Raw genomic sequence first — 23,975 nt, forward strand, 5'->3', positions numbered from 1 at the left:
GCGCCCGCTTTGGCTAAAGCCCGCCACCAATCATCACCGAGGAGTTTCTATGCGTCCCTCCGGCCGCGCGCCAGACCAGATGCGCGTCATCACCATGGAACCCGGCTTCACCCGTCATGCCGAGGGCAGCTGCCTGGTGAGCTTCGGCGACACCCGCGTGCTGTGCACCGCCTCGGTCGAGACCAACCTGCCCGCCTGGCTGCGTGGTAAGGGCAAGGGCTGGGTCACCGGCGAATATGGCATGCTGCCGCGCGCCACCCATACCCGCGGCCGGCGCGAGGCGGCGGGCGGCAAGCAGTCCGGCCGGACCCAGGAGATCCAGCGGCTGATCGGCCGCAGCCTGCGGGCGGTGGTTGACCTCGAAGCCTTGGGTGAGCGGCAGATCACGCTCGACTGCGACGTGATCCAGGCCGACGGCGGCACCCGCACCGCCTCCATCTCCGGCGCCTGGGTGGCGCTGCGCCTCGCCGTCGACGCCCTGCTCCAGAAGGAGCTGATCGCGGCCGACCCGATCCGCCAGAAGGTCGCGGCGGTGAGCTGCGGCATCCATGACGGAACCGCCGTGCTCGACCTCGATTATATCGAGGATTCGTCGGCAGGGTCGGACGGCAATTTCGTCCTGACCGGCGACGGCAAGCTGGTGGAGGCGCAGATCAGCGCGGAAGGCGAGGTGTTCGACGAGGAAGGGCTGCTGCGGCTCCTCCGCCTCGCCCGCATCGGCTGCGCGGAGATCTTCGCGGCGCAGGACAAGGCGACCGGCCGGTGACCCACAAGCTCCTGCCGGGCAAGCTGGTCATCGCCAGCCATAATGAAGGCAAGGTCCGCGAGATCCGCGAGCTGCTCGGCCCCTACGGGATCGAGCCGGTCTCCGCTGCGGAGCTTGATCTCCCGGAACCGGATGAAACCGGCGTCACCTTCATCGACAATGCCGACCTCAAGGCGCGGCAGGCCGCAGACCTCTCCGGCCTGCCGGCCCTCGCTGACGACAGTGGCCTCTGCGTCGAGGCGCTGGGCGACCGGCCGGGCATCTTCTCGGCGCGCTGGGCGGTGGTCGACGCGCATGTCGATCCTGCCGCCGATCCGGGCGAGGTGCAGGGCGGCCGCGATTTCGGTTTCGCCATGCGGCGCGTCCATGACGAGCTGGAAGCGCTGGGCGACGATGCCAGCCGCAACGCCCATTTCGTCTGCGCGCTCGCACTCTGCTGGCCGGACGGGCACAGCGAGTGGTTCGAAGGCCGGGTCGACGGCACGATCGCCTGGCCGCCGCGGGGCGACAACGGCTTCGGCTACGATCCGATCTTCGTTCCGGCCGGCCACGACATCACGTTCGGCGAGATGGACCCGGCCGAGAAGCACGCGATGAGCCACCGCGCCGACGCCTTCCGCAAGCTGGTGGTGGCGCTGCTCTAGGTGGATCATGCGCCCGCCTCGCTGATCCCGAGCGCCGGTGAGGGACGTCCGGATGCGCAGGCTGCGGGAGAGGAAACCGACCTCGCCCTCTACATCCACTGGCCGTTCTGTGTCTCGAAATGCCCTTATTGCGACTTCAACAGCCATGTGCGGGAGTCGATCGACCAGGGGCAGTGGCGCGACGCGCTGCTCGCCGACCTTGCCTATGAGGCGACGCAAACACCAGGCCACAGGCTGACCTCGATCTTCTTTGGCGGCGGCACGCCCTCGCTGATGCCGCCGAAAACCGTCGCGGCGCTGATCGAGGTGGCACAGCGTCATTGGGAGTTCGCCGACGACATCGAGATCACCTTGGAGGCCAATCCCTCCTCGGTCGAGGCACGCCGCTTCGCCGACCTTGCCCGCGCCGGTGTCAACCGCGTCTCGCTCGGTATCCAGTCGCTCGACCCGGCCGCCCTCAAGTTCCTCGGTCGCGCCCATGACGTGGAAGAGGCGCTGATGGCGCTCGGCACCGCCCAGTCGGCGTTCGCGCGAACGAGCTTCGACCTGATCTACGCCCTGCCCGGCCAAAGCGCGGAGACTTGGGAAGCGCAGCTCCGCCAGGCGCTCGACTTCGGCACCGACCATCTCTCGCTCTACCAACTGACGATCGAGCCCGGCACGCGCTTCGCGGCGCTCGCCGCGAAGGGTGAGCTGGAGTCGATCGATCCGGACCGCGCCGCGGAGCTTTACGAACTGACCGGCGAGATCACCGGTGCGGCAGGCCTGCCCGCCTACGAAATCTCCAATCACGCCCAACCGGGTCAGGAGAGCCGGCACAATCTCGCCTACTGGCGCTACCAATCCTACATCGGTGTCGGGCCCGGTGCCCATGGCCGACGCGGCGGCGCCTCCACCCAGCGCCACAAGAAACCGGAGAACTGGCTCGCCGCGCTCGGTCGCAACAGCCACGGCATCGTCGAGGAACGCATGATTGCCGCAGAAGAGCGCGGCATCGAGGCCTTGCTGATGGGTCTCCGGCTCCGCGAAGGCGTCGATCTCTACCGTATCGCCAAGCTGGCCGGGCGTGACCCTGTCGATCGCGCCGCCATTGCGCGGCTCGAAGCGCAGGGTCTTCTTGTCCGCGACGATGAGCGCCTGCGCGCCACGCCCGGCGGGATGCTGGTGCTCGACGCTCTGCTCGTCGAGATCATTTCCGCCTAGCGCTGTCGCGCGATGTCTTCGGGCTCCGCTATTGCGGTCAGGTTTGATCAGATCACTGTCGTTGTTTGACTAGACAGTCAAAAATAGGACCCAACCTCGCGACAAATGTGCCGCAACATTGACAGACGCATCCCATCGAATACTCTATCACTCCCAATATAATGAAGACAGGAAAGAGGATAGCATGAGAGCGATCATTTGTTCAGCGGCATTGATTATTTCTGCGATCTCGGTTCCGGCTGTCGCTCAGACGGCACCCTCGGCTGGCCCGGTCGCGTACGACGATCTTCCGCCGGGCTGCTATTGGGTGATGGGCAGAATTATCTGCGTGGATATGCCGATGGGCTGACAGAGATAGAAGAAGCTCCAACCTCTTGGACGGGGTCGATGCTGGGTCCTCGGGTGAGCCACATCGATCCCGTCCTTCTTACTCGAACCCGCGGGGTGCGGGCGAAACGACGCCTACGCCGCTTGCGCCAACCTCACGCACTTCCAGTGCCCGCTCCGCGACATTGTCGCGGCCGAAGCGGAAGGCGCCGTCGACGCCGGCGAAGCCGGTGGATTCGCGAAGGGTGCGCGCCGGAAAGCGGCGGCCGATCGGCCAGTTTTCGGCGATCCGGACGGTGAGCAGCACCGCATCATAGCCGAGGCTCGCGAGCCGGAACGGGTTCGCGTTGTAGCGCGCCCGGTAGCGCCGGCTGAAGGCGCCAAAATTGCCGTCGGAGGGTGCGGCGAACCAGGACCCGCGCAGCGCGACGTTGCTGCCGAGATTGGCGTCGGTCGCCCACAGCTCGGTGCCGAGGATGCGCGGCTGCGGCGAGGACTGGCGGACGATCGGAATCGCCGCCAGCGCGACCTGCGATCCGTCCGCGATCAGCACGGCATCGGCGCGGCCCCGCGCCGTCAGCCGGTTCGCCGCGGTGCGGAGGCTGGCGGTGCCGCGCTCGTAGCTCTCCATGCCGACCAGCGTTCCCCCGGCGGTTTCGACCGCCCGCGTCAGGGCCTGACCCGTGCGCTGGCCATAGACGCCGGTCGGCACCAGCGCGGCGAAACGCTGCGCGCCGCGCGAACGCGCATAAGCGACGACGCGCTCGACCGACTGCCCGGGGTTGAAGCCCAGCACATAGACGCCATCGCTGGCGATGCTGACGTCGTTCGAGAAGGCGAGGACCGGCACCCGCTCGCGCGCCGCGATCGCCGTCACCGCGCGCACGTCCCCGGCGAGCAGCGGGCCGAGGAAGAGGCCGCTGCCGTCCTCGATCGCCTCGTTGGCCGCGGCCTGGGCGCCCCGGGCGGTATCATAAGCGGTGATGCGGATGCGCTGGCCGCCGGTGTCGAGCAGGGCGAGATTGGCAGCGTTGAGGATCGACTGGCCGAGGCCGGCATTCGGCCCGGAAAGCGGCACCAGCACGGCGACGCGATTGCGCGTCTCGTCCGGCGGCAGGCGCGACGGCCCTTCCGGCTGCTCGATCGGCCCTTCCGGCTCGGGCGGCGGCGCCGGGCGGCTGCGCGGCACGCAGCCCGCGATCACCACAGCCAGGAGAAGGAGCAACAGGAGCCGCGCCAGCGACAGCACGGCCTTTCGATCCTGTTCAGGACATGCTTGCGGGCTGAGCGACAGCGATGCCATGACGTTACTCCTGATGGACGACCCACTCGAACCCGGCCTCTATATCGTTGCGACCCCGATCGGCAATCTTTCCGATCTTTCGCCGCGCGCCGCGGCGGTGCTGGCCCGCGCCGATCTGATCGCGGTCGAGGACAGCCGGGTGACCGGCAAGCTGCTCAACCATATCGGCGTGAAGCGGCCGATGACGCCCTATCACGATCACAATGCCGACAAGGTCCGGCCCGGCCTGATCGCGCGGATGGCGACGGGAGCGGTGGCGCTGGTCAGCGATGCGGGCACGCCGCTCATCTCCGATCCCGGCTACAAGCTGGTGCGCGACGCGCGGGCCGCGGGCGTGACCGTCACTACCATCCCCGGCCCCAGCGCCGTCATCGCCGCGCTGACTTTGGCGGGTCTGCCGACCGACCACTTCGCCTTCTTCGGGTTCCTGCCTGCCAAGGGTGGCGCCCGAGCGTCCGCGATCGCCGAGGCGGCCGAGTTCAGGGGCACGCTCGTCTTCTACGAAAGCGGGCCGCGTCTCGGCGCCGCGCTTGCCGCGCTACGCGACGGGCTCGGCGATCGCGATGCCGCGGTCGCGCGCGAGATCACCAAGGCCTTCGAGGAGGCCGTCACCGGCACTCTTGCCGAACTCGCCGCACGCTATGCCGTCGCGCCGCCCAAGGGTGAGATCGTGATCGTCGTCGGGCCGCCGGGCGAAGCGCCTGCGGCCGATGCCGACACGGTCGATGCCGCGCTTGCCGACGCGATGACCCGCCTCTCCGCCTCGCGGGCCGCCGCCGAGGTGGCCCAGGCGCTCGGCCTGCCACGTCGCGACGTCTATGCCCGTGCATTGGACCTGAAGGAGCAATCACAATGAGAGTGGCCCTCCTGGTTATCCCCGCCCTGTTGCTTGCCGGCTGCGCGACCACTTCGGGGCCATCGTCGACTCCGTGGCTCTCCGGCCTGTGGATCGGCATGGAGGAGGGCGTCGAATATCCGCTCGCCTGCGCCAGCGGCCTGCCGATCCGCTACCTCGCCGGCGGACGCTACGAGATTTTCGAGGAACGGGGCACCTGGCGGCTCGACGGTGACCGCCTGACCGAAACGGCGACCGAGGCCACAGGCGCGGGCGACGAGGGCACGCCCGAGATCGGCCGGCCCTACGTCTCGCGGATCGCCCGCGACGGCGACGGCGCCTTCGTCAAGACCTATGCGGACGGCGCCCAGACACGCTTCCGGCGCTGCCCGGAATGAGCCGCCGGGCGGCCGAGCGCGGCGGCCGGCGGGCCGAGACGCTCGCCGCCTGGTGCCTCAGGCTCAAAGGCTGGCGCATCCTCGCCCGCCGCGTCCGCACGCCCGTCGGCGAGGTCGATCTGATCGCCCGTCGCGGCCGCATCGTCGCCTTCATCGAGGTCAAGGCGCGTGCAACCAATGCCGGCGCCGAGCTCGCGCTCGACGACTGGCGCCTCAAACGCGTTGCCCGCGCCGCCGAGGCGCTTGCCGCGCGTTATGTGAAACCGGGTGACGACGTGCGCATCGACGCGGTCTTCGTGGTGCCGCGCCGCTGGCCCCGCCATCTCGAAAATGTCTGGCACGGGTGACAGCGGGGGTGTGGCTCTCTAATTGGGCGCCATGACATTGCGCGTCGCCGTCCAGATGGACCCGCTCGAAGGTATCAACATCGCGGGGGATTCGACCTTCGCCATCATGCTCGGCGCGCAGGCGCGCGGGCACAAATTGTGGCACTATACCGCCGATGCGCTGAGCTGGGTCGACGGGCGGCTGTGGACGATGGGCTATCCCGTCACCGTGCAGCCCGTCGCCGGCAACCACTTCTCCTTCGGCGAACCCGAAATCCTCGATCTCGGCCGCGACACCGACGTGGTGCTGATGCGCCAGGACCCGCCCTTCGACCTCGGCTACATCACCGCCACCCATCTGCTCGAGCGCATCCAGGGCGAGACGCTGGTGATCAACGATCCGGCCAGCGTCCGCAACGCCCCGGAAAAGGTGTGGGTGCTGGACTACGCCCGCTTCATGCCGCCGACCGCGGTCACCCGTTCGCTCGGCGTCGCGCGCGAATTCCTCGAGCGGCATGGCGAGATCGTGGTGAAGCCGCTGCACGGCAATGGCGGCAAGGCCGTCTTCAAGATCGGCCGCGACGGACAGAATCTCGCCTCGCTGATGGAGGTGTTCAATACTGCCTATCGCGAGCCGCACATGCTCCAGGCCTTCCTGCCGAGCGTGGCGGAGGGCGACAAAAGGATCGTCTTCGTCGACGGCGAGGTGGTCGGGGCGGTCAACCGCATTCCGGGCGCGGGCGAGATCCGCTCCAATCTCGCGGTCGGCGGCAAGGCAGCGAAGACCGAGCTGACCCCGCGCGAGGAGGAAATCTGCGCCGCGCTCGCGCCGGAGCTCAAGGCGCGCGGCCTGTTCTTCGTCGGCATCGACGTAATCGGCGGCGAGTGGCTCACCGAGATCAACGTCACATCGCCCACCGGCATCGTCGCGATCGATCAGTTCAACGGCACCGACACGCCGGCGCGCATCTGGGACGCAGTCGAATCGAAGCTCGCCTGAGCGCATGACCGACTGGGCCTTCCGCCTGATCGACGCGACCGGTTACTTCGGCGTCTTCCTGCTGATGATGCTGGAGACGGTCTTCCCGCCGATTCCGTCGGAAGTGATCATGCCGATCGCGGGGGTTCGCGCCGCGCACGGGCCGATGACCCTGCCCGGCGTGATCGCCAGCGGCACCGCCGGCGCGATGGCCGGCAATCTCGTCTGGTACGGGTTCGCGCGGCGGATCGGGCTGGAGCGCTTCAAGCGCTTCATCGACCGGTACGGACGCTGGCTGACACTCGACTGGGGCGATGTCGAGAAGGTCCGCCGCGGCTTCCGTCGCTATGGCGGCGCGATCGTCTTCTTCGCGCGATTGACCCCGAACTTCCGGACCTTCGTCTCGGTGCCTGCCGGCCTCACCAAGATGAAGCTGCTGCGCTTCCTTGCGTGGTCGACGCTGGGGACTGCGGTCTGGAGCGGACTGCTGGCGGCCGCGGGCTATGCGCTCGGATCGCAGTTCGAGAAGATCGAGCGGATCATCGGTCCGGTCTCCACCGTCATCGTCGTCGCGATCGTCCTTTTCTACATCTGGCGGCAGGTCACCTGGACACGCCGGCATGAAAGCTCCGGATCGGACTCCGTAGCGGATTAAACAGTTGAAATATCTGGATTTTACTTCCGGTCATTAACCAATTCTTGCCCGCTTGGCCGTATCCGGATCCCCTCACCGAGGAGGACCGGACATGCACCGCAAGATCCTGATCGCTCTCCCGCTGCTCGCGCTCGCCGCGCCCGCCGATGCCGTCGAGATCCGGCTGACCGGCACCCTGCTGTCGAGCTGCGTCCTGTCGCTCGCGACACCGGGCCAGCTCGCCCTATCGAGCGACGCGGGCGTCTACGGGTCCGAGCAGGTCGGCGGTCTCGCCGCCACCATGACCGTCGTCGCGATCGGCACGGTGCCGACGATCACCTTCACCGCCCCCGCCATCGATGCACCGGCCGGCTTCTCGCCGACCGCCCAGGCGCAGATCCGCTACACCTCGCTCGGCGGCTCGAACCAGGCCTATACCAGCGCGGCCTCGTCGAGCTCGGCCGTCACGCTGCTCGACACCTTCACCATCAACGGCCGCATCCTGAGCAGCGAGGGCTTCAAGGCCGGCAGCTATGCCGTGCGGACGACGGCGACATGCCAGCAATGAGGCATCTCGGTCTCGCGGTCCTGGCGCTGGCGCTCGCCACAGCGCCCGCCGCCGGAGTCGGGCTCGGCCCGCTCGCCAAGTCGGGCATCACCGACGGGCCGCGCAAGGCGTTCTACCTGACTCTCATCAATCCCTATCCGACCGCGACGGCCTTCCGGGCCTATGCCGTCGGCGAAAGGGATGAAACCGCCCAGCCGAGGGTCACGATCTTCCCGGGCGAGACGACGCTCGGCGGGAACGCCAACCGCCGCCTGCTGGTGATCGCCGATGATCTCGCGGCCGGGGAGACCTACGCGTTCCGCGTCTGCGCCGAACGTGCCGAACCGAGCGAGGGACTGATCCATGCACGCGTTTGCTCGCATCTCGCTGCTCGCCGCCTGCCTGCTGCCTAGCGCCGCGGCACTGGCCGGGCCGACCGGCATCTACCTGCCGCCACCGCCGAGCGGACCGGGCGGCGAGGATTCGATCGAGACGTCCGGCGGGACCCGATGCCGCCAGAGCATGAACAGCAACGGCGCCTATCTCGACGTCGGCGCCACCGGCAGCGCCGCGAGCCCGCTCGACGACGTCTCCCGCCAGTTCGTCACCGACAGCCGCGACCGCGAGGCGACCGCCTACGTCCGCGTCACCATCCCGCTCGGCCGCCGTCCGCAGCGGATCGACTGCCAGCAGGTCTACCAGCTCGAAATCCAGCGCCTCCAGCGCGAGATCGAGCTGTTGAGGATGGCGGTGGAATAGGGTCAGGCGCGCGGATGGGCGTGTCGATAGACGTCCATCAGGTGCGCTGCATCCACCGCGGTGTAGATCTGGGTCGACGACAGGCTGGCATGGCCGAGCAACTCCTGCAGCGCGCGCAGGTCCGCGCCACGGCCGAGCAGGTGGGTCGCGAAGCTGTGGCGCAATGCATGCGGCGTCGTTCGCTCCGACAGTCCCAATGAGCGTCGCGCCTTGCGGACGGCACGCCGCACGATTTCGCCCCGCAGCGGACCACCGCGGGCCCCGCGAAACAGGGGCTGGTCCCTCTCTAACGGCCAGGGGCAAAGCGCAAGGTAGCGCTCGATCAGCGCCCGGACCTGCGGCAGCAATGGCACGATCCGGGTCTTGTTGCGCTTGCCGGTAACGGTGAGCGCTTCGCCCAGTGGCAGGGCTGCGCCGGCGAGGCCCAATGCCTCGGCGACGCGCAGGCCAGAGCCGTAAAGCAACATCAGCACCGCCTCGTCGCGCGCCGCGATCCAGGGCAACGAGGCATCCTCGCCCGCTTCTTCCGCCAGCGATACCGCCTCGTCCGGCGAGATCGGCCGCGGCACGCTGCGCGGCTTCTTCGGCCCCCGGAGCCGCGGCAGCGACGCCTCGCGCCCCTGCTCCGCCGCGACGAATGCCAGGAATCCCCGGACTGCGGACAACTCCCGCGCTGCCGAAGCGTTGGACAGCCCCGTCGTCCGGCGCCGCGTCAGATAGGCCCGCAGATCCGTCGGCCGCAGCCTCAGCAGGGCGTCGATCCCGACGCTGCCGCCAAGATGTTCGCTCAGAAAGGCGATCAGACGATGCGCCGTTGCTACATAGGCACGCACCGTGTGCTCGGACCGGCGCCGTTCACGCGAGAGATGATCGTGCCAGCGCAGCGCCAGCGCCGAAGCCGGATGCAGGCCTAGGGAATCAACCACCGGCCCATGCAACGGGTCAGGACCCGCCCGAGGAAGAGCAGCAATTCGGAGCCATGCGGCGTTTCGAAACATTGCGGCCCGCGCTGGCCGAGCGCCAGCAGGCCGCTCGGCAAGGGCGGCTCGCTGGCCAGCCGGATCAGCGCCTCGGCCCGGATCAACTCGCAGGCCGGCCCGAACAGAGGATGACCCCGTTCGACCCCGCGCAGCAGCACCCCATCGAAATCCCGGACCGAACGCTCGATCAGCCGCGGATCGACGAACTGGAGGCCCGAGGCATCCGCGCGCACCCCGGTCTCGCCCGCCCACAAGGCGACCGCGACCGAATCGAGGCCCAGGACGTGCGGCCATTCCTGGGTGACGATATGGATCAGATGATCGAGCCCCTCGGCCTCGATCGCGGCGAGCACCGCCGCGTGAATCGAGGCGACCGCGCCCGAATGACCGCGCGCGAAGGCGATGAGGTCCTGATTGGCCTCCTCCGCCGCCGCGATTCGCGCCCTCAGGGTCGCAACCGCCCGGTCCTCGAAATTGATCACCCTTCCCATGAGGTTGAGCCTAGCCCGGATATGGTTAAGAAGCGATGGCGAAATGACATTCCGGCTCGCCACGTCCGCGACTCGGTCACTGTTCAAGGGGCACCGAGTCTTCATTTCTCCGCCGGCAAGAGGCGGCTGATGGAACCCGATCGGATCACCCGCCTGACCGAGATGCAGCGCAAATGCCTGCGGCTCGTCTATGCGCATCTCTCGTCCAAGGAGATCGCGCCACGGCTCGGCGTCGAGCCGGGGACGGTCGATCAGTATATCAAGGCGGCGATGCGCACCCTGGGCGTCAGCGATCGGCGCAAGGCCGCGCGCATGCTCGCCGAGCAGGAGGGAGCGGTCGCCCAGCCGTTGGTATACCAACCGCCGGACATTGCCCGTGGGCATGAACCGGAGAAACTGACCCCATCGATCGGAGAGCGGCCCGAAACTGCGCTCGGCGAGGCGATGCGGGAAGAACCGGTTCCCTTTCAGGTGACCGCCCCCAGCGCCGCCAGGCTGAGATTGCCGTTCGCCGCGAAAGGAGGAACGCGAAATGACCTAGGCTCGGGGCAAAGACTGGCATGGATCGCGGCGATCGCGATCCTGGGGGCACTCGCCTATTTCGGCCTGATCGAAGGGGCGGGCAAGATTGCGGAGGTCGTACGGGGGCTCCGGACGACACCCTGAAATCATCGGAACATCGGCAACTGGAGAGCCGCGTCCATGGGGCGCGGGAGGGGGTATTTATGCTCAAACAACGTCGGGAAGCCGCAGAGAAGGTGGCCGCGGGCCTGTTCGCGGTAGAGCAGGCGATCGATCTTGCGCTGGCGCGGTCGGCCGAGCTCAATGCGATCATGCCCGCGGCGCGCGCCGCGGCGAATCTCTCGGCCGTGGTCGGCCAAGGGGCGTTTGACGGCGCCGCCGAAACCTTCGCCGCGCTGGCGCGAGCCCGCCGCCATATCGTCGACACGCATCAGCAACTGCAGAGCACGAAGCTGCAGGTCGGGCTCGGCGCGGTCGCCATCGGCGACGGCACCGAAAAACCGCCAATGCCCGCCTTCACGGTGGTGGAGGATCGCAGCCTTGCGGCCTGAAGGGGGTCGTCCTTGACCGAGGCGCCCTGGGGGTGCTTCGGTCAAGGCATGACGACCCCGCTCTTCTACTGGACGGTGCTGGCGCTGTGCGGCCTGTACGTCTTCTGGCGCGGGGGCGCCGCCGAGCGGGTGGGGATGGGAATTGTCGTGGTCGGCTCCATCCTCACCACGCTCAGCGCATCGGCCAGCCTCACTGTACGCTTTCATTCCATTGAAGTGGGAATGTTCCTTGTCGATGTCGCCGTATTCGTCGCGTTCGCCGCGCTCGCGCTTTTCGCAGACAGGTTCTGGCCGCTGTGGGTAGCCGGCCTGCAGCTCGTCGGCACGCTCAGCCACACGCTCGTGTTGGCGAGCAGCCAAGTGGTCGCCTGGGCCTATGCCGTGACCCAGGCACTCTGGGCCTACCCGATCCTGCTGATCATCGTGATCGGGGCGGCGCGGCACCATCGCCGGCTGAAGCTGAGCGGTGCCGATCCCTCCTGGACGCGCTCCTCCGTCCCGCCTGGCCTGCCGACGCATCCGCCTGGGCCGACGCCCTGATCGCCGAGTTCGGCTCCCTGCCGGCGGCGCTGGCGGCGGGCACGAGCGATCGGGCGCGGGTGATTGGCGCCGCGCCGGCGCGTTTCCTCGCGCAGATCCAGGCGACACTGCTCCATGCCCTGCGCCTCCCGATCGCCGGCCGGCCAATCATCTCCACTTCGAAGCAACTGCTCGACTATCTGCGGGCGGACACCGCCAATCTCATCACCGAGCGTTTCCGCGTCCTCTTCCTCAGCTCCCAGAACGAGCTGATCGACGACGATCTCGTCTGGAACGGCACCGTGGGCGAGGCGCCAGCCTATCCCCGCGAGGTGGTGAAGCGGGCGCTCGAGGTCGGCGCGACCGGCATCATCCTGGTCCACAACCACCCGTCAGGCAGCCACCAGCCGAGCAAGGGCGATATCGAGGCAACCCGGCGGATTGCCGATGCGGCCAGCTTGCTCGGCATCTGCCTGCACGACCACATCATCGTCTCGCGCGCCGGCTGGGCGAGCTTCCGGATGCTGGGCCTGCTCGACACACCGGCCTCCAAGGCTGCGTAAGTAAGCGAGCCTTTCAGATGCTGCGCTTCCCCGCCGTCCTGCACCGGCTGGCGAGTGGACAGGTGCTGCAGTCGGGCGCCTCGAAGCGGCAGATCGTCTGGCCGAGCCGCTTCATGTTCCGGAACAGCTGGAACATACCGTCCGCGCCGAGCGCATGGCCCGAGATCGTGACGAGTTCGCTCGCGGCACGGGCGGTGGCATTATCGGAAACGGTGCCGAACCGGATCATCACGCGATGGACATGGCTGTCGACGATGAAGATCGGTCGCCGCAAAGTACTGGCATTCAGCGTCGACGCGGCGACCTTCTGCCCGACACCGGGATAACGCTCCAGCGCGGCGCGAGCCGCCTCGACCGGCCATGCGGCCAGCCTGTCGAGCCGGAATCCGGGAAAGTCCGCTTCGATCCGGCCCAGCGCCGCCGGCAGGTGCTCCGCCTTCGCTTCGGCAAAGGTCACCGCGCGGATTTCCCGCTCGACCTCCGCCGGCGAGGCTCTCGCCAGATCCCTGGCTTTCGGCCAACGGCGGCCGAGCCGGTGATAGGCGTGCAGGGCGACCTCGTCCCTGGTGCGGCAGCCGAGCATCGAGCGGACGAGCTGCCCGATCGGCTTGCGCCGCCGAGGCTCGATCACGCGGCCGAAGCTGCGGCTCAGCGCATGATCCCAGAAGGCAAGCTCGCGCGACTCGAAGTCGAACATGGAGTGATGGTAGAACGAAAGCAGAACATCCGCAACGCTCAGTTGACCTGCTCGATCTCCAGCCTGCCCGCCGGCAAGGATCGGATCACCTCACTGGCCGGCACCGCCGGATCGAGCCAGCGGACCCAGTCGGCTCGGGCGAGAACGGCCGCCTGGCGATTGTGATAGGGCGCAATGTCCGGGCCGGGCGCGCAGGTCAGCATGGTGAAGGCCTCGCCGACTTGCCGATCGGCCCGCCACAGGCCGGCGATGCCGAACCAGCGCTCGCCCGTCAGGGTGAACAGCCATTTGTGCTTGCGCTTCGATTTCGGGTCGCTGTGGGCGGTGAACTCGTAGAAGCCGTCGGCGACGATCAGGCAGCGGCCGCGCGGAAAATCGCGCCCCTCCGAGCGGAAATTGTAGACCGGCTTGCCGCCCGGCCCCGGCCAGCTCCAGCGCCGCTGGACCAGCTCGACCGCGCCCGGCGTGTCGGTTGCGGCGCGGACGATCGGGCCCCGGTCGGTGATGCGGATATCGTCGCGCGGCTCCAGATTCGGGATGCCCTCGGGGTAAAGCAGCCGGACGTTCACGCTGTCGAAGAAGTCGGCGAGCGTCGGCACATCGACATGGCTGCGATAATCGTTGCACATAAGGGGTGTGTACCCCCTAGCGCGGGCGCCGGCCGCGCGGTGCTTCCGAGGCGAGCAGCTTGTCGATCTTGCGGCCGTCCATGTCGACGATCTCGAAGCGCCAGCCGCCATAGCCAAAACGCTCGCCCACCTCCGGCAGGTGCTTCAGCACCGAGAGCGCGAAGCCCGCCGCGGTCGCATAGTCGCGGTCCTCGGGGAGCCTGAGGCCGAGCCGGTCGGCAAGCATATCGGCCGAGACCGAGCCCGAGATCCACCAGCTGCCGTCGTCGCGCTCGATCAGCGGCGGATCGGTGTCCTCCTGATCCGAAGCGAAGGCGCCGGCGAGCGCGACGAGCAGATCGGACGGCGTCACCAGCCCCTCGAAATGGCCATATTCGTCATGGACGAAGGCCATCGGCACCTCGGCCGACTGCAGCACGACGAGCGCGTTCATCGCGTCCATCTGGTCGGGAACGATCGGCGCGTCGCGCATCAGCGCGCGCAGGTCGAGCGGCCTGCCCTCGAGTGCTGCGGTCAGGATGTCGCGCGCCTGAACCACGCCGACCAACTTGTCGACCGAGCCCTTGGCGACCGGCAGAAGGCTGTGTGACGAGGCCAGAAGCGCGGCGCGGACTGCTTCGGCGTCGGCGTCGACGTCGAGCCAGGCGACCTCGGTGCGCGGCGTCATCACTTCGCGCGTCGGCCGGTCGGCGAGACGGACGACGCCGGAGATGATCTGCCGCTCGCTCTCCTCGAGCACGCCCGCCGTCGCGGCCTCGGCGACGACCATGTGGAGGTCTTCCGCCGTCACCTGGTCGGCCGATTCGCGGTTGAGGCCGACGAGGCGGAAGACGAGCGCCGTGGTGCGGTCGAGGAGCCAGACGAACGGCGCGGTGATCCGCGAGAGCCAGAGCATCGGCACCGCGACGAGGACCGCGATCGGCTCGGGCGAGCGCAAGGCGAATTGCTTGGGCACCAGCTCGCCGATCACCAGCGACGCATAGGTGGTGAGCACGATGACCAGCGCGAAGCCAAGATTCTCCGCCGCTTCATGTTGGAGGCCGAGCAGCTCGAGCCGCTGCCCGGTCGGCCCGCCCAAGCTGGCGCCCGAATAGGCGCCGGCGAGGATTCCGATGAGCGTGATGCCGATCTGCACGGTCGAGAGGAACCGGCCGGGATCGGCGGCAAGATCGAGCGCGGTCTGTGCGCCGGTGCGGCCGGTCTTGGCCATCGCCCTCAGTCGCGCCCGGCGCGAGGAGACGATGGCGAGCTCCGACATGGCGAAGACGCCGTTCAGCGTCACCAGGAAGAGGATGATGATGACATCGATCCAGGGGAAGGGTGCGAGGGGGGCGGGCATGGCCGTCGCTTATCCTCTAGCCTTAATGTTCCGGGTTCGACAACCGTCTCGTCAGCGCCGCTCGCGGAAGAAGGCACGCAGGAGCGCGCCGGCCTCGCCCTCGCCGATGCCCGAATAGACCTCCGGAGCGTGGTGGCAGGTCGGCTGCACGAACAGCCGCGGCCCATGCAGGACCGCGCCGCCCTTGGGGTCAGGCGCGGCGAAATAGAGCCGGCCGATCCGCGCCAGCATGATCGCCCCTGTGCACATCGCGCACGGCTCCAGCGTCACCCAGAGGTCGCAGTCGTCAAGCCGCGAAGTGCCGAGCGCTGCGGCGGCAGCCCTGAGCGCGACCATCTCGGCATGGGCGGTCGGATCATTGTCGTCGCGCATCCGGTTGCGCGAGGTCGTGATCACCTCGGTCCCCCGCATGACCACGGCGCCCACAGGTACTTCGCCCTCGCGCGCCGCGGCGGCGGCCTCATCGAGGGCGAGGCGCATCGGCGGGGGCAGCGGGAAGCTCATGCCCGCCTGCTACCCGCCAGGCAGCCGACGGAAAAGACTTACTGCGCGCTGTTGCCGTCGCTCAGGGTGACACTCGGCACTTCGACCTGGCGATTCTCGATCGTCACCGTCGGCAGCTGGACGTTGGCCGGGGTGGTGCCGACCTCGATGTCCTTGGTCTGGACCGAGACGCCGCTGCTCTCCTGGCGCAGGTTGACGAAGCCGGTCATGACCAGGGCGATGAAGATGACGATGACGAGAACGATCAAGAGAAGCAGGGTACGAAGCATCGATTCCTCCCCTTTTCGGGCAAACTGGATTGCCCTAGCAACGAAGCGGTGCCGGATTGGTTGCCGGGCCGCAACGATCTTCGCGCCCAAGAGCGGTTGACGAATCTCCCTCTCCCCTCTATCTGCGCCCAGCTTTCAGGGGCAAAACGGCTCCGATTCCAGAAGAAGAGATTCGATCATGTCGCGCATTTGCGAGCTGACCGGCAAGGGCCGTCAGGTGGGGCACAACGTTTCCCACGCCAACAACAAGACCAAGCGGACATTCCTGCCGAACCTGCAGAACGTGACGCTGATCTCGGACGCGCTCGGCCGCAGCGTGAAGCTGCGCGTGTCGACCCATGGCCTGCGCTCGGTCGAACATGTCGGCGGCCTCGACAACTGGCTTGCCAAGGCCAGCGACGACAAGCTGAGCCTCAAGGCCCGCCGCCTGAAGCGCGAGATCGCCAAGAAGGCTGTTGCCGCTTAGGGCCTACTGGCGCCGCAGTTGCGGCGCCCTTTCCGGAAGCAGCTCGAACTCGAGCAGCAATGTGCGCTGGACGCGCATGAAATTGTCGTCGGAGGCGATGCGGACGATGGTTCGCCCATTCTCGCGCGCGACACTCAGCGCCTCCATATTGTCGACGGTGAGCGGCGCTTCCAACGTCGCAACCTCCCGTCCTTCGATCACGGCGCCGGCGCGCCAGGCTGGCAGGTCCGCGATCACCAGCTTGGCCGAGAGGCGCACCGGCCAGTCCACCCGCCGGTTGAGAATCATCAGGCGGCTGTCGGGAAGCAGCGCCGCATCCGTCGGCCGATAGCCGGTGGGGCGACGATAGCGCGCTTCCACCGATCGTGTGCCGGCCATCGCGGGATCACCCGCATATAGCAGCACCCGGCTGGCGGTCCCTCCGCCTTCCGCGAACAGGATGAAGCGGCCGTCAGGCAGCCGCACCATGGCTTCGGCACCGGAATTGCCTCCCCAGCGCCGCATGGCCTCCGGCCGCTGAAAGGCTTCGAGGCGCCAATCGCTGCGGCGGTAGCGGGCGATCAGATTGTTGCGCTCGAAGCTGACCCAGGCCTCGCCGCCGGCCACCGCCACGGCCTCGGTGTCGCGATTCCGCTTTCGAAGCGGCGAGCCGTAGGGCACCGGCAGCGCCGTGATCGCAACCCGCCCGGTATCTCCAGTCCCCGGCAACCGGAATCTTAGCACGTCGCCGACGTCGCTGATCGCTGTTACTGCGCCATTCTCGACGTGCATGGCCGAGAGGCCACCGAACCGCGGCGCGTCGCTGCGCAGCACCCAGCCGCGCCGATAGATCAGTGCACCGACGCGGCCCCGGGCAGGATCACCCGGGTCGAGTGCCACCGGCTCTGCCGTCAACCTCCCCTCCACTCGCGCCGCCCGCGGCGGCGGCGGCGCGGGCTCGACGATCGTGGTCAGCGCGAAGAAGGCGGCGAGCAGAAACAGCAGCCGGCCTGACTTGGGCACCGATCGCTTTTTGTTCAGGAAAGTCGTCACTTTTATGAACGAGTCCTGTCAGGTGCATTCAGGGCGGTCTCACCCGAATCATGCGAAAAGCCCCTCATGTCGAAGGCGGTCGCCGCGCCGATCGGGGCGCGGCAACCGACGGGACCAGAGGAGTTTGAGACCATGTTGAAGACGCTCGTTCTTTCCACTGCGGTCGCCGCTTCGGCGCTGACCGCTCTTCCGGCCGCGGCGCAGGCCCAGGGCCGCTACGGTTACTACGACAATCGCGGCTATGACTATCGCGACTATGATCGGCGCTACGACAACCGGCGCTACGACAACAACCGTTATCGCGACCGCGCTTATTATGGGGGCCGGTACAACTATGACCGCCGCTACGGCAATTATTACGGCCGTCGCTGCAGTGGCGAGACCGGCACGATCATCGGCGCCATCGCCGGCGGCCTGCTCGGCAGCCAGGTCGCAGGACGCGGCGACCGCACCGTCGGAGCGCTGATCGGTGGTGCGGCGGGCGCCCTCGCCGGCAACGCGATCGACCGGGGCGATTGCCGCCGCTGAACCAAAGTGGTCCTCCCGTTGCGTATCGAGGACCGGGGCCGGTCGCCTGCAAGGGCGGCCGGCCCTTCTCATTTGCAGATATAAACATGTCTTTATATTTGCCTTGACAGGTCTCCTTGCAGCGCGCATTCTCTAGGGCGTCGAGGTTCTCCGCCTCGTGCGAGCGTGGCGGAGCTAAGACGGGAAGCCGGTGCGAAGCCGGCGCTGCCCCCGCAACTGTAAGCGGCGAGCGGCGGTCCATATCGAGTCACTGGCGGTTCTACCGTCGGGAAGGCCGGACCGGCGCTGTGACCCGCGAGCCAGGAGACCTGCCTCGGCGCGATAACGTCCTTCCGGCGGGGTGCCCGGGCAGGTCGCTTGCAGGACCGTCCGGCATCGCCGTGGCGCTCCTGCCCGCGTCCGACCCGGTCGTCCCGCCCCAATCGGGGTAGAAGACATGACCGTCACCGTCGCCACCTTGGGCTTCCCACGTATCGGCCCGCGTCGCGAGCTCAAGTTCGCGCTCGAATCCTTCTGGGCCGGAAAGATCACCGAAGGCGAACTGTGCGAAGCCGCCGCGGGTCTGCGCGCCGCCGTCTGGGCGCGCCAGCATGCGCTCGGTGCCGACCACATTCCGACGGGAGACTTCTCCTTCTACGACCATGTCCTCGACACCAGCGCCATGCTCGGCGCGGTTCCGGCGCGCTATGGCTGGACGGGCGATGCCGTCGGTCTCGGCACCTATTTCGCGATGGCGCGCGGCACGCCGGGAGAGGGCGGCCACATCGCCCAGGAAATGACCAAGTGGTTCGACACCAACTATCACTACATGGTGCCGGAGTTGGCCGCCGGACAGGCACTGAGGCTTTCGTCGACCAAGGCTCTGGACGACTATCTGGAGGCCAAGGCGCTCGGCTACGACACCCGGCCGGTGCTGCTTGGCCCCGTCACCTGGCTCAGCCTCGCCAAGGGTCGCGACGTCGACCCGTTCGACCGGCTCGACGACGTGCTCGCCATCTATTGCGAACTGCTCGAGAAGTTGCGGGACGCCGGAGCGCAATGGGTGCAGATCGACGAGCCGGCGCTCGTCCTCGACCTCGACGGGCGGCAGCGGGCCGCCTTCACCCGCGCCTATGCGCGTTTCGCGCGGCGCGGGCCGAAGATCATGCTCGCCACCTATTTCGGTGCGCTCGACGACAATCTCGGCCTCGCGACGTCGCTTCCCGTCGAGGGCCTGCATGTCGATCTGGCCCGCGCCCCGGAACAGCTCGACACCGTGCTCGCCGCCGCCCCGAAGGAGATGCTGCTGTCGCTGGGCGTCGTCGACGGCCGCAATGTCTGGCGCGCCGATCTCGAGACGCTGCTCGACCGGCTGGAGCCGCTGGCAGCCCGCCGCGACTTCATCGTCGCACCCTCCTGCTCGCTTCTCCACGTCCCGGTCGATCTCGGCCTCGAAAAGAGCCTCGATCCGGAAGTCGCGCAATGGCTCGCCTTCGCCGTCCAGAAGATCGAGGAGCTGGCGACGCTCAAGCGCGCGCTGAACGGTGGCCGCCATATCGTCGCCGGGGCGCTCGCCGCCTCGTCGCAGGCCGCCGCCAACCGCCGCACCTCGCCGCGCATCCACAATCCGGCCGTTGCCGCGCGTCTTGCCGCCGTGACCCCGGACATGGCGCGGCGCCGCTCGCCTTATGCGGAGCGGACGTCTGCACAGCGCGCGCAGCTCAACCTGCCGGCCTTCCCGACCACCACGATCGGCTCCTTTCCACAGACCGAGGCGGTGCGCGCGGCCCGCGCCCGCTTCAACCGCGGCGACATCGACGCCGGGGAATATGAAGGCTTCCTGCGCGCCGAGACCGAGCAGGCGATCCGCTGGCAGGAGGAGGTGGGTCTCGACGTCCTCGTCCACGGCGAGTTCGAGCGCAACGACATGGTGCAGTATTTCGGCGAGCAGCTTGCCGGCTTCGCCTTCACCAGGAACGCCTGGGTGCAAAGCTACGGCTCACGCTGCGTCCGTCCGCCGATTCTCTACGGCGACGTGTCCCGTCCGACGGCGATGACGGTCGACTGGTGGCGTTACGCCCAGGGGGCGACCGAGCGGCCGATGAAGGGCATGCTGACCGGCCCGGTCACGATCCTCAACTGGTCCTTCGTCCGTGACGACCAACCGCGCGAGGCGAGCTGCAGACAGATCGCGCTCGCGATCCGCGACGAGGTCGTCGACCTCGAAGCGGCCGGCGCCAGGGTCATCCAGATCGACGAGGCGGCGCTGCGCGAGGGCCTGCCGCTCCGCCGCAGGGACTGGGCGCATTATCTCGGCTGGGCGGTCGAGTGCTTCCGCCTGACGGCTTCGGGCGTCGAGGATGCGACGCAGATCCACACCCATATGTGCTATTCGGAATTCAACGACATCCTGCCGTCGATCGGGGCGATGGACGCCGACGTGATCTCGATCGAGACGGCGCGTTCGCAGATGGAGCTGATCGAGGCGTTCGCCGACTACAAATACCCCAACGAGATCGGCCCGGGCGTCTACGACATCCACGCACCACGCATTCCGGACAGCGAGGAGATGGCGCAGCTGCTCCGCCTCGCCCGCGGGCATCTGCCGCCCGAGCAGCTCTGGGTGAACCCCGATTGTGGCCTCAAGACCCGCAAGTGGGAGGAAGTGCGCCCGGCGCTGGTCAACATGGTCGCGGCCGCCCGCGCGCTGCGCGAGAGCGCGGCATGAGCGAGACGATGCCCGCGGGCGACCCGGCCATCCGGGTCACTGCGGTGCCCGCCGACACCAACGTCTATGGCGACATTTTCGGCGGCTGGCTGATGGCGCAGATGGACCTCGCCGCCTCCTCGGTGGCCTCGCGCCATTCGGGCGGCCGGGCGGTGACGATCGCGGTGGACTCCATGACCTTCCACCGCCCGGTCTTCGTCGGCGACGAGGTGTCGGTGTTCGCGACGCTGGAGAAGGTCGGGCGCACGTCGATGACGGTCGCGGTCGACACCTGGCGCCGCGACCGCCATTCGGACGAGGCCTATCTGGTGACCAAAGCCCATTTCAGCTTCGTCGCCATCGGTCCGGACCGGAGGCCGAGGCCGGTGCGGCCGCTCTAAATCCCGACTCCGCTCATCCTGAATAGGGACTGAGCTTGGCGAAGGCCCGTATCGAAGGACGCAGGGCCTTTTCGTCCGGCCCTTCGATACGCCATTTCGACTTCGCTCAATGGCTACTCAGGATGAGCGGATGGAGGACTTTCTCGCGATCAGGACTTGTCGAACAGGCTCGCGAGCTGCTCGATCATCGTCCCGCCGAGCTGCTCGGCGTCCATGATCGTGACCGCGCGGCTGTAGTAACGGGTCACGTCATGGCCGATGCCGATCGCGACCAGTTCGACCGGCGAGCGGCCTTCGATCCAGCCGATCATCTGCCTGAGATGCCGCTCCAGATAGGTGCCTGAGTTCACCGACAGGGTCGAATCATCGACCGGCGCGCCGTCCGAGATCACCATCAGGATCTTGCGCTCCTCGACCCGGCCGATGAGGCGGTTGTGCGCCCAGAGCAAAGCCTCGCCGTCGATATTCTCCTTGAGCAGGCCCTCGCGCATCATCAGGCCGAGATTCTTGCGGGCATGCCGCCATGGCTCGTCGGCGCGCTTGTAGACGATGTGGCGGAGATCGTTGAGCCGGCCCGGCTGGGGCGGCCGGCCGTCGGCGAGCCATTTCTCGCGGCTCTGCCCGCCCTTCCAGGCCCGCGTCGTGAAGCCGAGAATCTCGACCTTCACCCCGACCCGCTCGAGCGTGCGCGCCAGGATGTCGGCGCTGATCGCCGCGATCGAGATCGGCCGCCCCCGCATCGACCCCGAATTGTCGATCAGCAAGGTGACGATCGTATCGCGGAACTCGGTGTCCTTCTCGACCTTGTAGGACAGCGAATACATCGGATTGACCACCACGCGGGCGAGGCGGGCGACGTCAAGCAGCCCCTCCTCCTGGTCGAACTCCCAGGAGCGCGACTGCTGCGCCATCAGCCGTCGCTGCAGCCGGTTGGCGAGCTTGGTGACGGCGCCCTGAAGGTGAACGAGCTGCTGATCGAGATAGGCCCTCAGCCGCCCCAGCTCCTCCTCGTCGCAGAGCGCGGCGGCCTCGACGATCTCGTCATACTGCTCGGTGAACACGCGATAGTCGAAGGACGGCGGCAGATCAGACAAGGGCCGGTTCGGCCGGAAGGGCATCATCCCCTCCTCGCTCTCCTCGCCGAGCCCGTCGCCCGAATCGGACGCATCCTCTTCCGACCAGTCGGAGTCCGATTCGTCGTCGCTGTCCTCGGCCTCGCCCCTGATCTCGGCCTCGCCGCGGCCGGCATTGTCGTCCTGCGACCCCTCGTCCTCGTCGTCGCCGCCTTCGGACTGGTCGTCGCCCTCGCCTTCGTCGCCCTCCTCGGGCTCGGCCGGCGCCTCGGGCTCGCCCTCGACCAGCTCGAGATCGCGCAGCAGCTTGCCGACCAGATCGGCGAAGGCCGCCTGGTCGTCGAGCGCGAGGCCGAGCGCATCGAGATCGGCGCCCGCCTTCTTCTCGATCCAGTCGGCAACGAGATCGAGGCCCGCGCGCGCCTCCTCCGGCACCCCCTCGCCGGTCAGCCGCTCGCGCACCATCAGCCCGACCGCCGATCCCAAAGGCACCTCGTCGCGGTTGCGCGCCCGGGTGAGCGGATCGGTGCGCAGCCTGAGCCGGGTCAGGCTCGCTAGATTCTCCCGCACCCCCGCCATCGACCGCGCGCCCAGCGCCTCGCAGCGCGCCTGCTCGGCTGCGTCGAACACCGCGCGGGCGACTTCGTCGGCTGGCGCGGCCCGTGCGTGGAGCTTGGCATTGTGGTGCCTCAGGCGGAGCGCCGCCGCATCGGCGAAGCCCCGCGCCTCGGCCACCTCCCCGGCACCGAGCGCCCGGCCCGGCATCGGCGCCTTCACCCCCTTGCCGGAGACCGAAGGCGCATCGGTGGTGAAAGAGAGCTCGACCTCGGCATCGCCGGCGATCGCGCGCGTCGCGCCGGCCAGCGCGCTGCGAAAGGCTTCGAGGGGATTGTCTTCCGCCAAGCCGTCATCCCAGCGAAAGCTGGGATCTCCCTTCTTCAGGGGCAAAGAGATTCCAGCTTTCGCCGGAATGACGAAGGATGGGCACCGCTACGCCTTCCCGACCACGCTTTCCGGCAGGTCCTTGCCGAACACGCGCTGGTAATATTCGGCCACCGTCGCCCGCTCGGCCTCGTCGCACTTGTTCAGGAAGGTGAGGCGGAAGGCGAAGCCGATATCGCCGAAGATCATCGCGTTCTGCGCCCAGGAAATGACAGTGCGCGGGCTCATCACGGTCGAGATGTCGCCGTTGACGAAGCCGCGCCGCGTCAGGTCCGCGACCTTGATCATCTTCTCGACTTCGGCCCGGCCGCCTTCGTGATCATATTCGCCCGACTTGGCGAGCACGATCCGCGCCTCGGTCTCGGCTGGCAGGTAGTTGAGCGTCACCACGATGTTCCAGCGGTCCATCTGGCCTTGGTTGATCTGCTGGGTGCCGTGATAGAGGCCGGTCGTGTCGCCGAGGCCAACCGTGTTCGTCGTCGCGAACAGCCGGAAATAGGGATGCGGGCGGATCACCCGGTTCTGGTCAAGAAGGGTCAGCTTGCCCTCGGTCTCCAGCACGCGCTGGATGACGAACATCACGTCCGGCCGGCCGGCGTCATATTCGTCGAAGACGAGCGCGGTCGGCGTCTGCAGCGCCCAAGGAAGGAGCCCTTCGCGGAATTCCGTCACCTGCTGGCCATCGCGCAGCACGATCGCGTCGCGGCCGATCAGGTCGATGCGGCTGATATGGGCGTCGAGGTTGATCCGGATCAGCGGCCAATTGAGCCGCGCCGCGACCTGCTCGACATGGGTCGACTTGCCGGTGCCGTGATAGCCCTGGATCATCACCCGGCGGTTCTTCGAGAAGCCGGCGGCGATCGCCAGCGTCGTGTCCGGATCGAAGACATAGGCGGGGTCGAGGTCCGGCACCCGCTCGTCGGCTTCGGAGAAGGCCGGGACCTCCATGTCGCTGTCGATGCCGAAGAGGTCGCGGACCTTCTTCATCTGATCCGGCGCGTCCATCACCGTCGCGGCGCGGCTGTCGGGGTTCACGTTGGGAATGTCTGCCATGGTCGTTTC

Annotated in this window: 31 protein-coding genes and 1 riboswitch; of the genes, 20 read left to right on the forward strand and 11 right to left on the reverse strand. The window is 67.9% G+C overall.

The window, feature by feature from the left end:
* Positions 1-49 precede the first annotated feature (49 nt).
* From rph to RCO27_RS09350, 4 genes are all read left to right on the forward strand, one after another.
* The gene (gene rph / locus RCO27_RS09335; protein ID WP_309002403.1) at positions 50-766 is read left to right on the forward strand and encodes a ribonuclease PH; all 717 of its coding nucleotides are present in this window, start codon (positions 50-52) and stop codon (positions 764-766) included.
* A complete protein-coding gene (rdgB, locus tag RCO27_RS09340) occupies positions 763-1,410 on the forward strand; it encodes an RdgB/HAM1 family non-canonical purine NTP pyrophosphatase (RefSeq protein WP_309002404.1) in 648 nt (215 codons plus the stop codon). Before rph ends, rdgB begins: the two co-directional genes overlap by 4 nt.
* 24 nt (positions 1,411-1,434) lie before the next feature.
* Positions 1,435-2,613 carry a radical SAM family heme chaperone HemW gene (gene hemW, locus RCO27_RS09345; protein WP_309003193.1) on the forward strand — a complete coding sequence of 393 codons (1,179 nt, stop codon included), beginning with the start codon at positions 1,435-1,437 and terminating at the stop codon, positions 2,611-2,613.
* 184 nt (positions 2,614-2,797) lie between these two features.
* Positions 2,798-2,962 carry a hypothetical protein gene (locus RCO27_RS09350; protein ID WP_309002405.1) on the forward strand — a complete coding sequence of 55 codons (165 nt, stop codon included), beginning with the start codon at positions 2,798-2,800 and terminating at the stop codon, positions 2,960-2,962.
* Positions 2,963-3,040: 78 nt separating this feature from the next.
* On the opposite strand, the gene RCO27_RS09355 is transcribed toward RCO27_RS09350, so the two are convergent.
* Positions 3,041-4,243: a penicillin-binding protein activator gene (locus tag RCO27_RS09355; RefSeq protein ID WP_309002406.1), complete on the reverse strand. Its 1,203-nt coding sequence runs from the start codon at positions 4,241-4,243 to the stop codon at positions 3,041-3,043.
* Positions 4,244-4,256: 13 nt separating this feature from the next.
* Here RCO27_RS09355 and rsmI point away from each other — a divergent pair, with 13 nt between their 5' ends.
* From rsmI to RCO27_RS09395, 8 genes are all read left to right on the forward strand, one after another.
* Positions 4,257-5,099: a 16S rRNA (cytidine(1402)-2'-O)-methyltransferase gene (gene rsmI / locus RCO27_RS09360; RefSeq protein ID WP_309002407.1), complete on the forward strand. Its 843-nt coding sequence runs from the start codon at positions 4,257-4,259 to the stop codon at positions 5,097-5,099.
* A complete protein-coding gene (locus tag RCO27_RS09365; protein ID WP_309002408.1) occupies positions 5,096-5,476 on the forward strand; it encodes a hypothetical protein in 381 nt (126 codons plus the stop codon). Before rsmI ends, RCO27_RS09365 begins: the two co-directional genes overlap by 4 nt.
* A complete protein-coding gene (locus RCO27_RS09370) occupies positions 5,473-5,823 on the forward strand; it encodes a YraN family protein (protein ID WP_309002409.1) in 351 nt (116 codons plus the stop codon). Before RCO27_RS09365 ends, RCO27_RS09370 begins: the two co-directional genes overlap by 4 nt.
* Positions 5,824-5,854: 31 nt before the next feature.
* Positions 5,855-6,802 (forward strand): glutathione synthase, encoded by a 948-nt coding sequence (gene gshB / locus RCO27_RS09375; RefSeq protein WP_309002410.1) that lies wholly within the window; start codon positions 5,855-5,857, stop codon positions 6,800-6,802.
* 4 nt (positions 6,803-6,806) lie between these two features.
* Positions 6,807-7,436 (forward strand): DedA family protein, encoded by a 630-nt coding sequence (locus RCO27_RS09380; RefSeq protein WP_309002411.1) that lies wholly within the window; start codon positions 6,807-6,809, stop codon positions 7,434-7,436.
* A 91-nt stretch (positions 7,437-7,527) separates the two neighbouring features.
* Positions 7,528-7,983, forward strand: a complete 456-nt coding sequence (locus RCO27_RS09385; RefSeq protein ID WP_309002412.1) for a hypothetical protein — start codon at positions 7,528-7,530, stop codon at positions 7,981-7,983.
* Positions 7,980-8,375, forward strand: a complete 396-nt coding sequence (locus RCO27_RS09390) for a hypothetical protein (protein ID WP_309002413.1) — start codon at positions 7,980-7,982, stop codon at positions 8,373-8,375. The genes RCO27_RS09385 and RCO27_RS09390 overlap by 4 nt, the downstream gene beginning before the upstream one ends.
* On the forward strand, positions 8,326-8,721 hold the full coding sequence (locus tag RCO27_RS09395; protein WP_309002414.1) for a hypothetical protein: 396 nt from the start codon (positions 8,326-8,328) through the stop codon (positions 8,719-8,721). The genes RCO27_RS09390 and RCO27_RS09395 overlap by 50 nt, the downstream gene beginning before the upstream one ends.
* Positions 8,722-8,723: 2 nt before the next feature.
* Here RCO27_RS09395 and RCO27_RS09400 read toward each other — a convergent pair whose 3' ends face one another.
* On the reverse strand, positions 8,724-9,647 hold the full coding sequence (locus RCO27_RS09400) for a tyrosine recombinase XerC (protein ID WP_309002415.1): 924 nt from the start codon (positions 9,645-9,647) through the stop codon (positions 8,724-8,726).
* Complete coding sequence (locus RCO27_RS09405; RefSeq protein WP_309002416.1) at positions 9,632-10,192, reverse strand: DUF484 family protein; 561 nt, start codon at positions 10,190-10,192, stop codon at positions 9,632-9,634. Before RCO27_RS09405 ends, RCO27_RS09400 begins: the two co-directional genes overlap by 16 nt.
* 129 nt (positions 10,193-10,321) lie before the next feature.
* Here RCO27_RS09405 and RCO27_RS09410 point away from each other — a divergent pair, with 129 nt between their 5' ends.
* The 4 genes from RCO27_RS09410 (at position 10,322) to RCO27_RS09425 (ending at position 12,347) form a co-directional block, all read left to right on the forward strand.
* Positions 10,322-10,858 carry a helix-turn-helix transcriptional regulator gene (locus RCO27_RS09410; protein ID WP_309002417.1) on the forward strand — a complete coding sequence of 179 codons (537 nt, stop codon included), beginning with the start codon at positions 10,322-10,324 and terminating at the stop codon, positions 10,856-10,858.
* A 92-nt stretch (positions 10,859-10,950) separates the two neighbouring features.
* Positions 10,951-11,265: a hypothetical protein gene (locus tag RCO27_RS09415; RefSeq protein WP_309002418.1), complete on the forward strand. Its 315-nt coding sequence runs from the start codon at positions 10,951-10,953 to the stop codon at positions 11,263-11,265.
* 48 nt (positions 11,266-11,313) lie between these two features.
* Positions 11,314-11,805 carry a hypothetical protein gene (locus tag RCO27_RS09420; RefSeq protein ID WP_309002419.1) on the forward strand — a complete coding sequence of 164 codons (492 nt, stop codon included), beginning with the start codon at positions 11,314-11,316 and terminating at the stop codon, positions 11,803-11,805.
* Positions 11,802-12,347, forward strand: coding sequence for a JAB domain-containing protein (locus RCO27_RS09425; RefSeq protein ID WP_309003194.1), 546 nt, complete (start codon positions 11,802-11,804; stop codon positions 12,345-12,347). The genes RCO27_RS09420 and RCO27_RS09425 overlap by 4 nt, the downstream gene beginning before the upstream one ends.
* A 13-nt stretch (positions 12,348-12,360) precedes the next feature.
* Here the strand turns inward: RCO27_RS09425 and nth are convergent, their stop codons facing one another.
* The 5 genes from nth to RCO27_RS09450 are packed head-to-tail and all read right to left on the reverse strand — an operon-like array spanning position 12,361 to position 15,785.
* Positions 12,361-13,044: a hypothetical protein gene (gene nth, locus RCO27_RS09430; protein ID WP_309002420.1), complete on the reverse strand. Its 684-nt coding sequence runs from the start codon at positions 13,042-13,044 to the stop codon at positions 12,361-12,363.
* 38 nt (positions 13,045-13,082) lie between these two features.
* Positions 13,083-13,673, reverse strand: a complete 591-nt coding sequence (locus RCO27_RS09435) for an SOS response-associated peptidase (RefSeq protein ID WP_309002421.1) — start codon at positions 13,671-13,673, stop codon at positions 13,083-13,085.
* Between the two features lie 16 nt (positions 13,674-13,689).
* Positions 13,690-15,012, reverse strand: a complete 1,323-nt coding sequence (locus tag RCO27_RS09440) for a hemolysin family protein (RefSeq protein WP_309002422.1) — start codon at positions 15,010-15,012, stop codon at positions 13,690-13,692.
* A gap of 51 nt (positions 15,013-15,063) precedes the next feature.
* The gene (locus RCO27_RS09445) at positions 15,064-15,516 is read right to left on the reverse strand and encodes a nucleoside deaminase (protein WP_309002423.1); all 453 of its coding nucleotides are present in this window, start codon (positions 15,514-15,516) and stop codon (positions 15,064-15,066) included.
* Positions 15,517-15,554: 38 nt separating this feature from the next.
* Positions 15,555-15,785, reverse strand: coding sequence for a hypothetical protein (locus RCO27_RS09450; RefSeq protein WP_309002424.1), 231 nt, complete (start codon positions 15,783-15,785; stop codon positions 15,555-15,557).
* 178 nt (positions 15,786-15,963) lie between these two features.
* Here RCO27_RS09450 and rpmB point away from each other — a divergent pair, with 178 nt between their 5' ends.
* Positions 15,964-16,251 carry a 50S ribosomal protein L28 gene (gene rpmB, locus RCO27_RS09455; protein WP_309002425.1) on the forward strand — a complete coding sequence of 96 codons (288 nt, stop codon included), beginning with the start codon at positions 15,964-15,966 and terminating at the stop codon, positions 16,249-16,251.
* 3 nt (positions 16,252-16,254) lie between these two features.
* Here rpmB and RCO27_RS09460 read toward each other — a convergent pair whose 3' ends face one another.
* The gene (locus tag RCO27_RS09460; protein WP_309002426.1) at positions 16,255-17,253 is read right to left on the reverse strand and encodes an esterase-like activity of phytase family protein; all 999 of its coding nucleotides are present in this window, start codon (positions 17,251-17,253) and stop codon (positions 16,255-16,257) included.
* A 162-nt stretch (positions 17,254-17,415) separates the two neighbouring features.
* Between RCO27_RS09460 and RCO27_RS09465 the strand changes: the two genes are divergently transcribed.
* From RCO27_RS09465 to RCO27_RS09475, 3 genes are all read left to right on the forward strand, one after another.
* Complete coding sequence (locus tag RCO27_RS09465) at positions 17,416-17,811, forward strand: glycine zipper 2TM domain-containing protein (protein ID WP_309002427.1); 396 nt, start codon at positions 17,416-17,418, stop codon at positions 17,809-17,811.
* A gap of 126 nt (positions 17,812-17,937) precedes the next feature.
* A riboswitch (cobalamin riboswitch) is annotated at positions 17,938-18,142 on the forward strand.
* Positions 18,143-18,247: 105 nt separating this feature from the next.
* Positions 18,248-20,518 carry a 5-methyltetrahydropteroyltriglutamate--homocysteine S-methyltransferase gene (gene metE, locus RCO27_RS09470; protein WP_309002428.1) on the forward strand — a complete coding sequence of 757 codons (2,271 nt, stop codon included), beginning with the start codon at positions 18,248-18,250 and terminating at the stop codon, positions 20,516-20,518.
* Positions 20,515-20,898 carry an acyl-CoA thioesterase gene (locus RCO27_RS09475; RefSeq protein ID WP_309002429.1) on the forward strand — a complete coding sequence of 128 codons (384 nt, stop codon included), beginning with the start codon at positions 20,515-20,517 and terminating at the stop codon, positions 20,896-20,898. The genes metE and RCO27_RS09475 overlap by 4 nt, the downstream gene beginning before the upstream one ends.
* A 149-nt stretch (positions 20,899-21,047) precedes the next feature.
* On the opposite strand, the gene cobT is transcribed toward RCO27_RS09475, so the two are convergent.
* Positions 21,048-22,874, reverse strand: a complete 1,827-nt coding sequence (cobT, locus tag RCO27_RS09480; RefSeq protein ID WP_309002430.1) for a cobaltochelatase subunit CobT — start codon at positions 22,872-22,874, stop codon at positions 21,048-21,050.
* An 87-nt stretch (positions 22,875-22,961) separates the two neighbouring features.
* Positions 22,962-23,966: a cobaltochelatase subunit CobS gene (gene cobS, locus RCO27_RS09485; RefSeq protein WP_309002431.1), complete on the reverse strand. Its 1,005-nt coding sequence runs from the start codon at positions 23,964-23,966 to the stop codon at positions 22,962-22,964.
* Positions 23,967-23,975 lie beyond the last annotated feature (9 nt).

Source organism: Sphingosinicella sp. LHD-64 (assembly GCF_031157375.1).
Classification (GTDB): Bacteria; Pseudomonadota; Alphaproteobacteria; order Sphingomonadales; family Sphingomonadaceae; genus Allosphingosinicella.

Excerpts from the sequence above, each read along its gene's own strand:
- rph (WP_309002403.1), top strand. The coding sequence starts at position 50 with ATGCGTCCCTCCGGCCGCGCGCCAGACCAGATGCGCGTCATCACCATG.
- RCO27_RS09350 (WP_309002405.1), top strand. The coding sequence starts at position 2,798 with ATGAGAGCGATCATTTGTTCAGCGGCATTGATTATTTCTGCGATCTCG.
- RCO27_RS09355 (WP_309002406.1), bottom strand. The coding sequence starts at position 4,243 with ATGGCATCGCTGTCGCTCAGCCCGCAAGCATGTCCTGAACAGGATCGA.
- rsmI (WP_309002407.1), top strand. The coding sequence starts at position 4,257 with ATGGACGACCCACTCGAACCCGGCCTCTATATCGTTGCGACCCCGATC.
- RCO27_RS09365 (WP_309002408.1), top strand. The coding sequence starts at position 5,096 with ATGAGAGTGGCCCTCCTGGTTATCCCCGCCCTGTTGCTTGCCGGCTGC.
- RCO27_RS09370 (WP_309002409.1), top strand. The coding sequence starts at position 5,473 with ATGAGCCGCCGGGCGGCCGAGCGCGGCGGCCGGCGGGCCGAGACGCTC.
- gshB (WP_309002410.1), top strand. The coding sequence starts at position 5,855 with ATGACATTGCGCGTCGCCGTCCAGATGGACCCGCTCGAAGGTATCAAC.
- RCO27_RS09380 (WP_309002411.1), top strand. The coding sequence starts at position 6,807 with ATGACCGACTGGGCCTTCCGCCTGATCGACGCGACCGGTTACTTCGGC.
- RCO27_RS09385 (WP_309002412.1), top strand. The coding sequence starts at position 7,528 with ATGCACCGCAAGATCCTGATCGCTCTCCCGCTGCTCGCGCTCGCCGCG.
- RCO27_RS09390 (WP_309002413.1), top strand. The coding sequence starts at position 7,980 with ATGAGGCATCTCGGTCTCGCGGTCCTGGCGCTGGCGCTCGCCACAGCG.
- RCO27_RS09395 (WP_309002414.1), top strand. The coding sequence starts at position 8,326 with ATGCACGCGTTTGCTCGCATCTCGCTGCTCGCCGCCTGCCTGCTGCCT.
- RCO27_RS09405 (WP_309002416.1), bottom strand. The coding sequence starts at position 10,192 with ATGGGAAGGGTGATCAATTTCGAGGACCGGGCGGTTGCGACCCTGAGG.
- RCO27_RS09410 (WP_309002417.1), top strand. The coding sequence starts at position 10,322 with ATGGAACCCGATCGGATCACCCGCCTGACCGAGATGCAGCGCAAATGC.
- RCO27_RS09420 (WP_309002419.1), top strand. The coding sequence starts at position 11,314 with ATGACGACCCCGCTCTTCTACTGGACGGTGCTGGCGCTGTGCGGCCTG.
- nth (WP_309002420.1), bottom strand. The coding sequence starts at position 13,044 with ATGTTCGACTTCGAGTCGCGCGAGCTTGCCTTCTGGGATCATGCGCTG.
- RCO27_RS09435 (WP_309002421.1), bottom strand. The coding sequence starts at position 13,673 with ATGTGCAACGATTATCGCAGCCATGTCGATGTGCCGACGCTCGCCGAC.
- RCO27_RS09440 (WP_309002422.1), bottom strand. The coding sequence starts at position 15,012 with ATGCCCGCCCCCCTCGCACCCTTCCCCTGGATCGATGTCATCATCATC.
- RCO27_RS09445 (WP_309002423.1), bottom strand. The coding sequence starts at position 15,516 with ATGAGCTTCCCGCTGCCCCCGCCGATGCGCCTCGCCCTCGATGAGGCC.
- RCO27_RS09450 (WP_309002424.1), bottom strand. The coding sequence starts at position 15,785 with ATGCTTCGTACCCTGCTTCTCTTGATCGTTCTCGTCATCGTCATCTTC.
- rpmB (WP_309002425.1), top strand. The coding sequence starts at position 15,964 with ATGTCGCGCATTTGCGAGCTGACCGGCAAGGGCCGTCAGGTGGGGCAC.
- RCO27_RS09465 (WP_309002427.1), top strand. The coding sequence starts at position 17,416 with ATGTTGAAGACGCTCGTTCTTTCCACTGCGGTCGCCGCTTCGGCGCTG.
- metE (WP_309002428.1), top strand. The coding sequence starts at position 18,248 with ATGACCGTCACCGTCGCCACCTTGGGCTTCCCACGTATCGGCCCGCGT.
- RCO27_RS09475 (WP_309002429.1), top strand. The coding sequence starts at position 20,515 with ATGAGCGAGACGATGCCCGCGGGCGACCCGGCCATCCGGGTCACTGCG.
- cobS (WP_309002431.1), bottom strand. The coding sequence starts at position 23,966 with ATGGCAGACATTCCCAACGTGAACCCCGACAGCCGCGCCGCGACGGTG.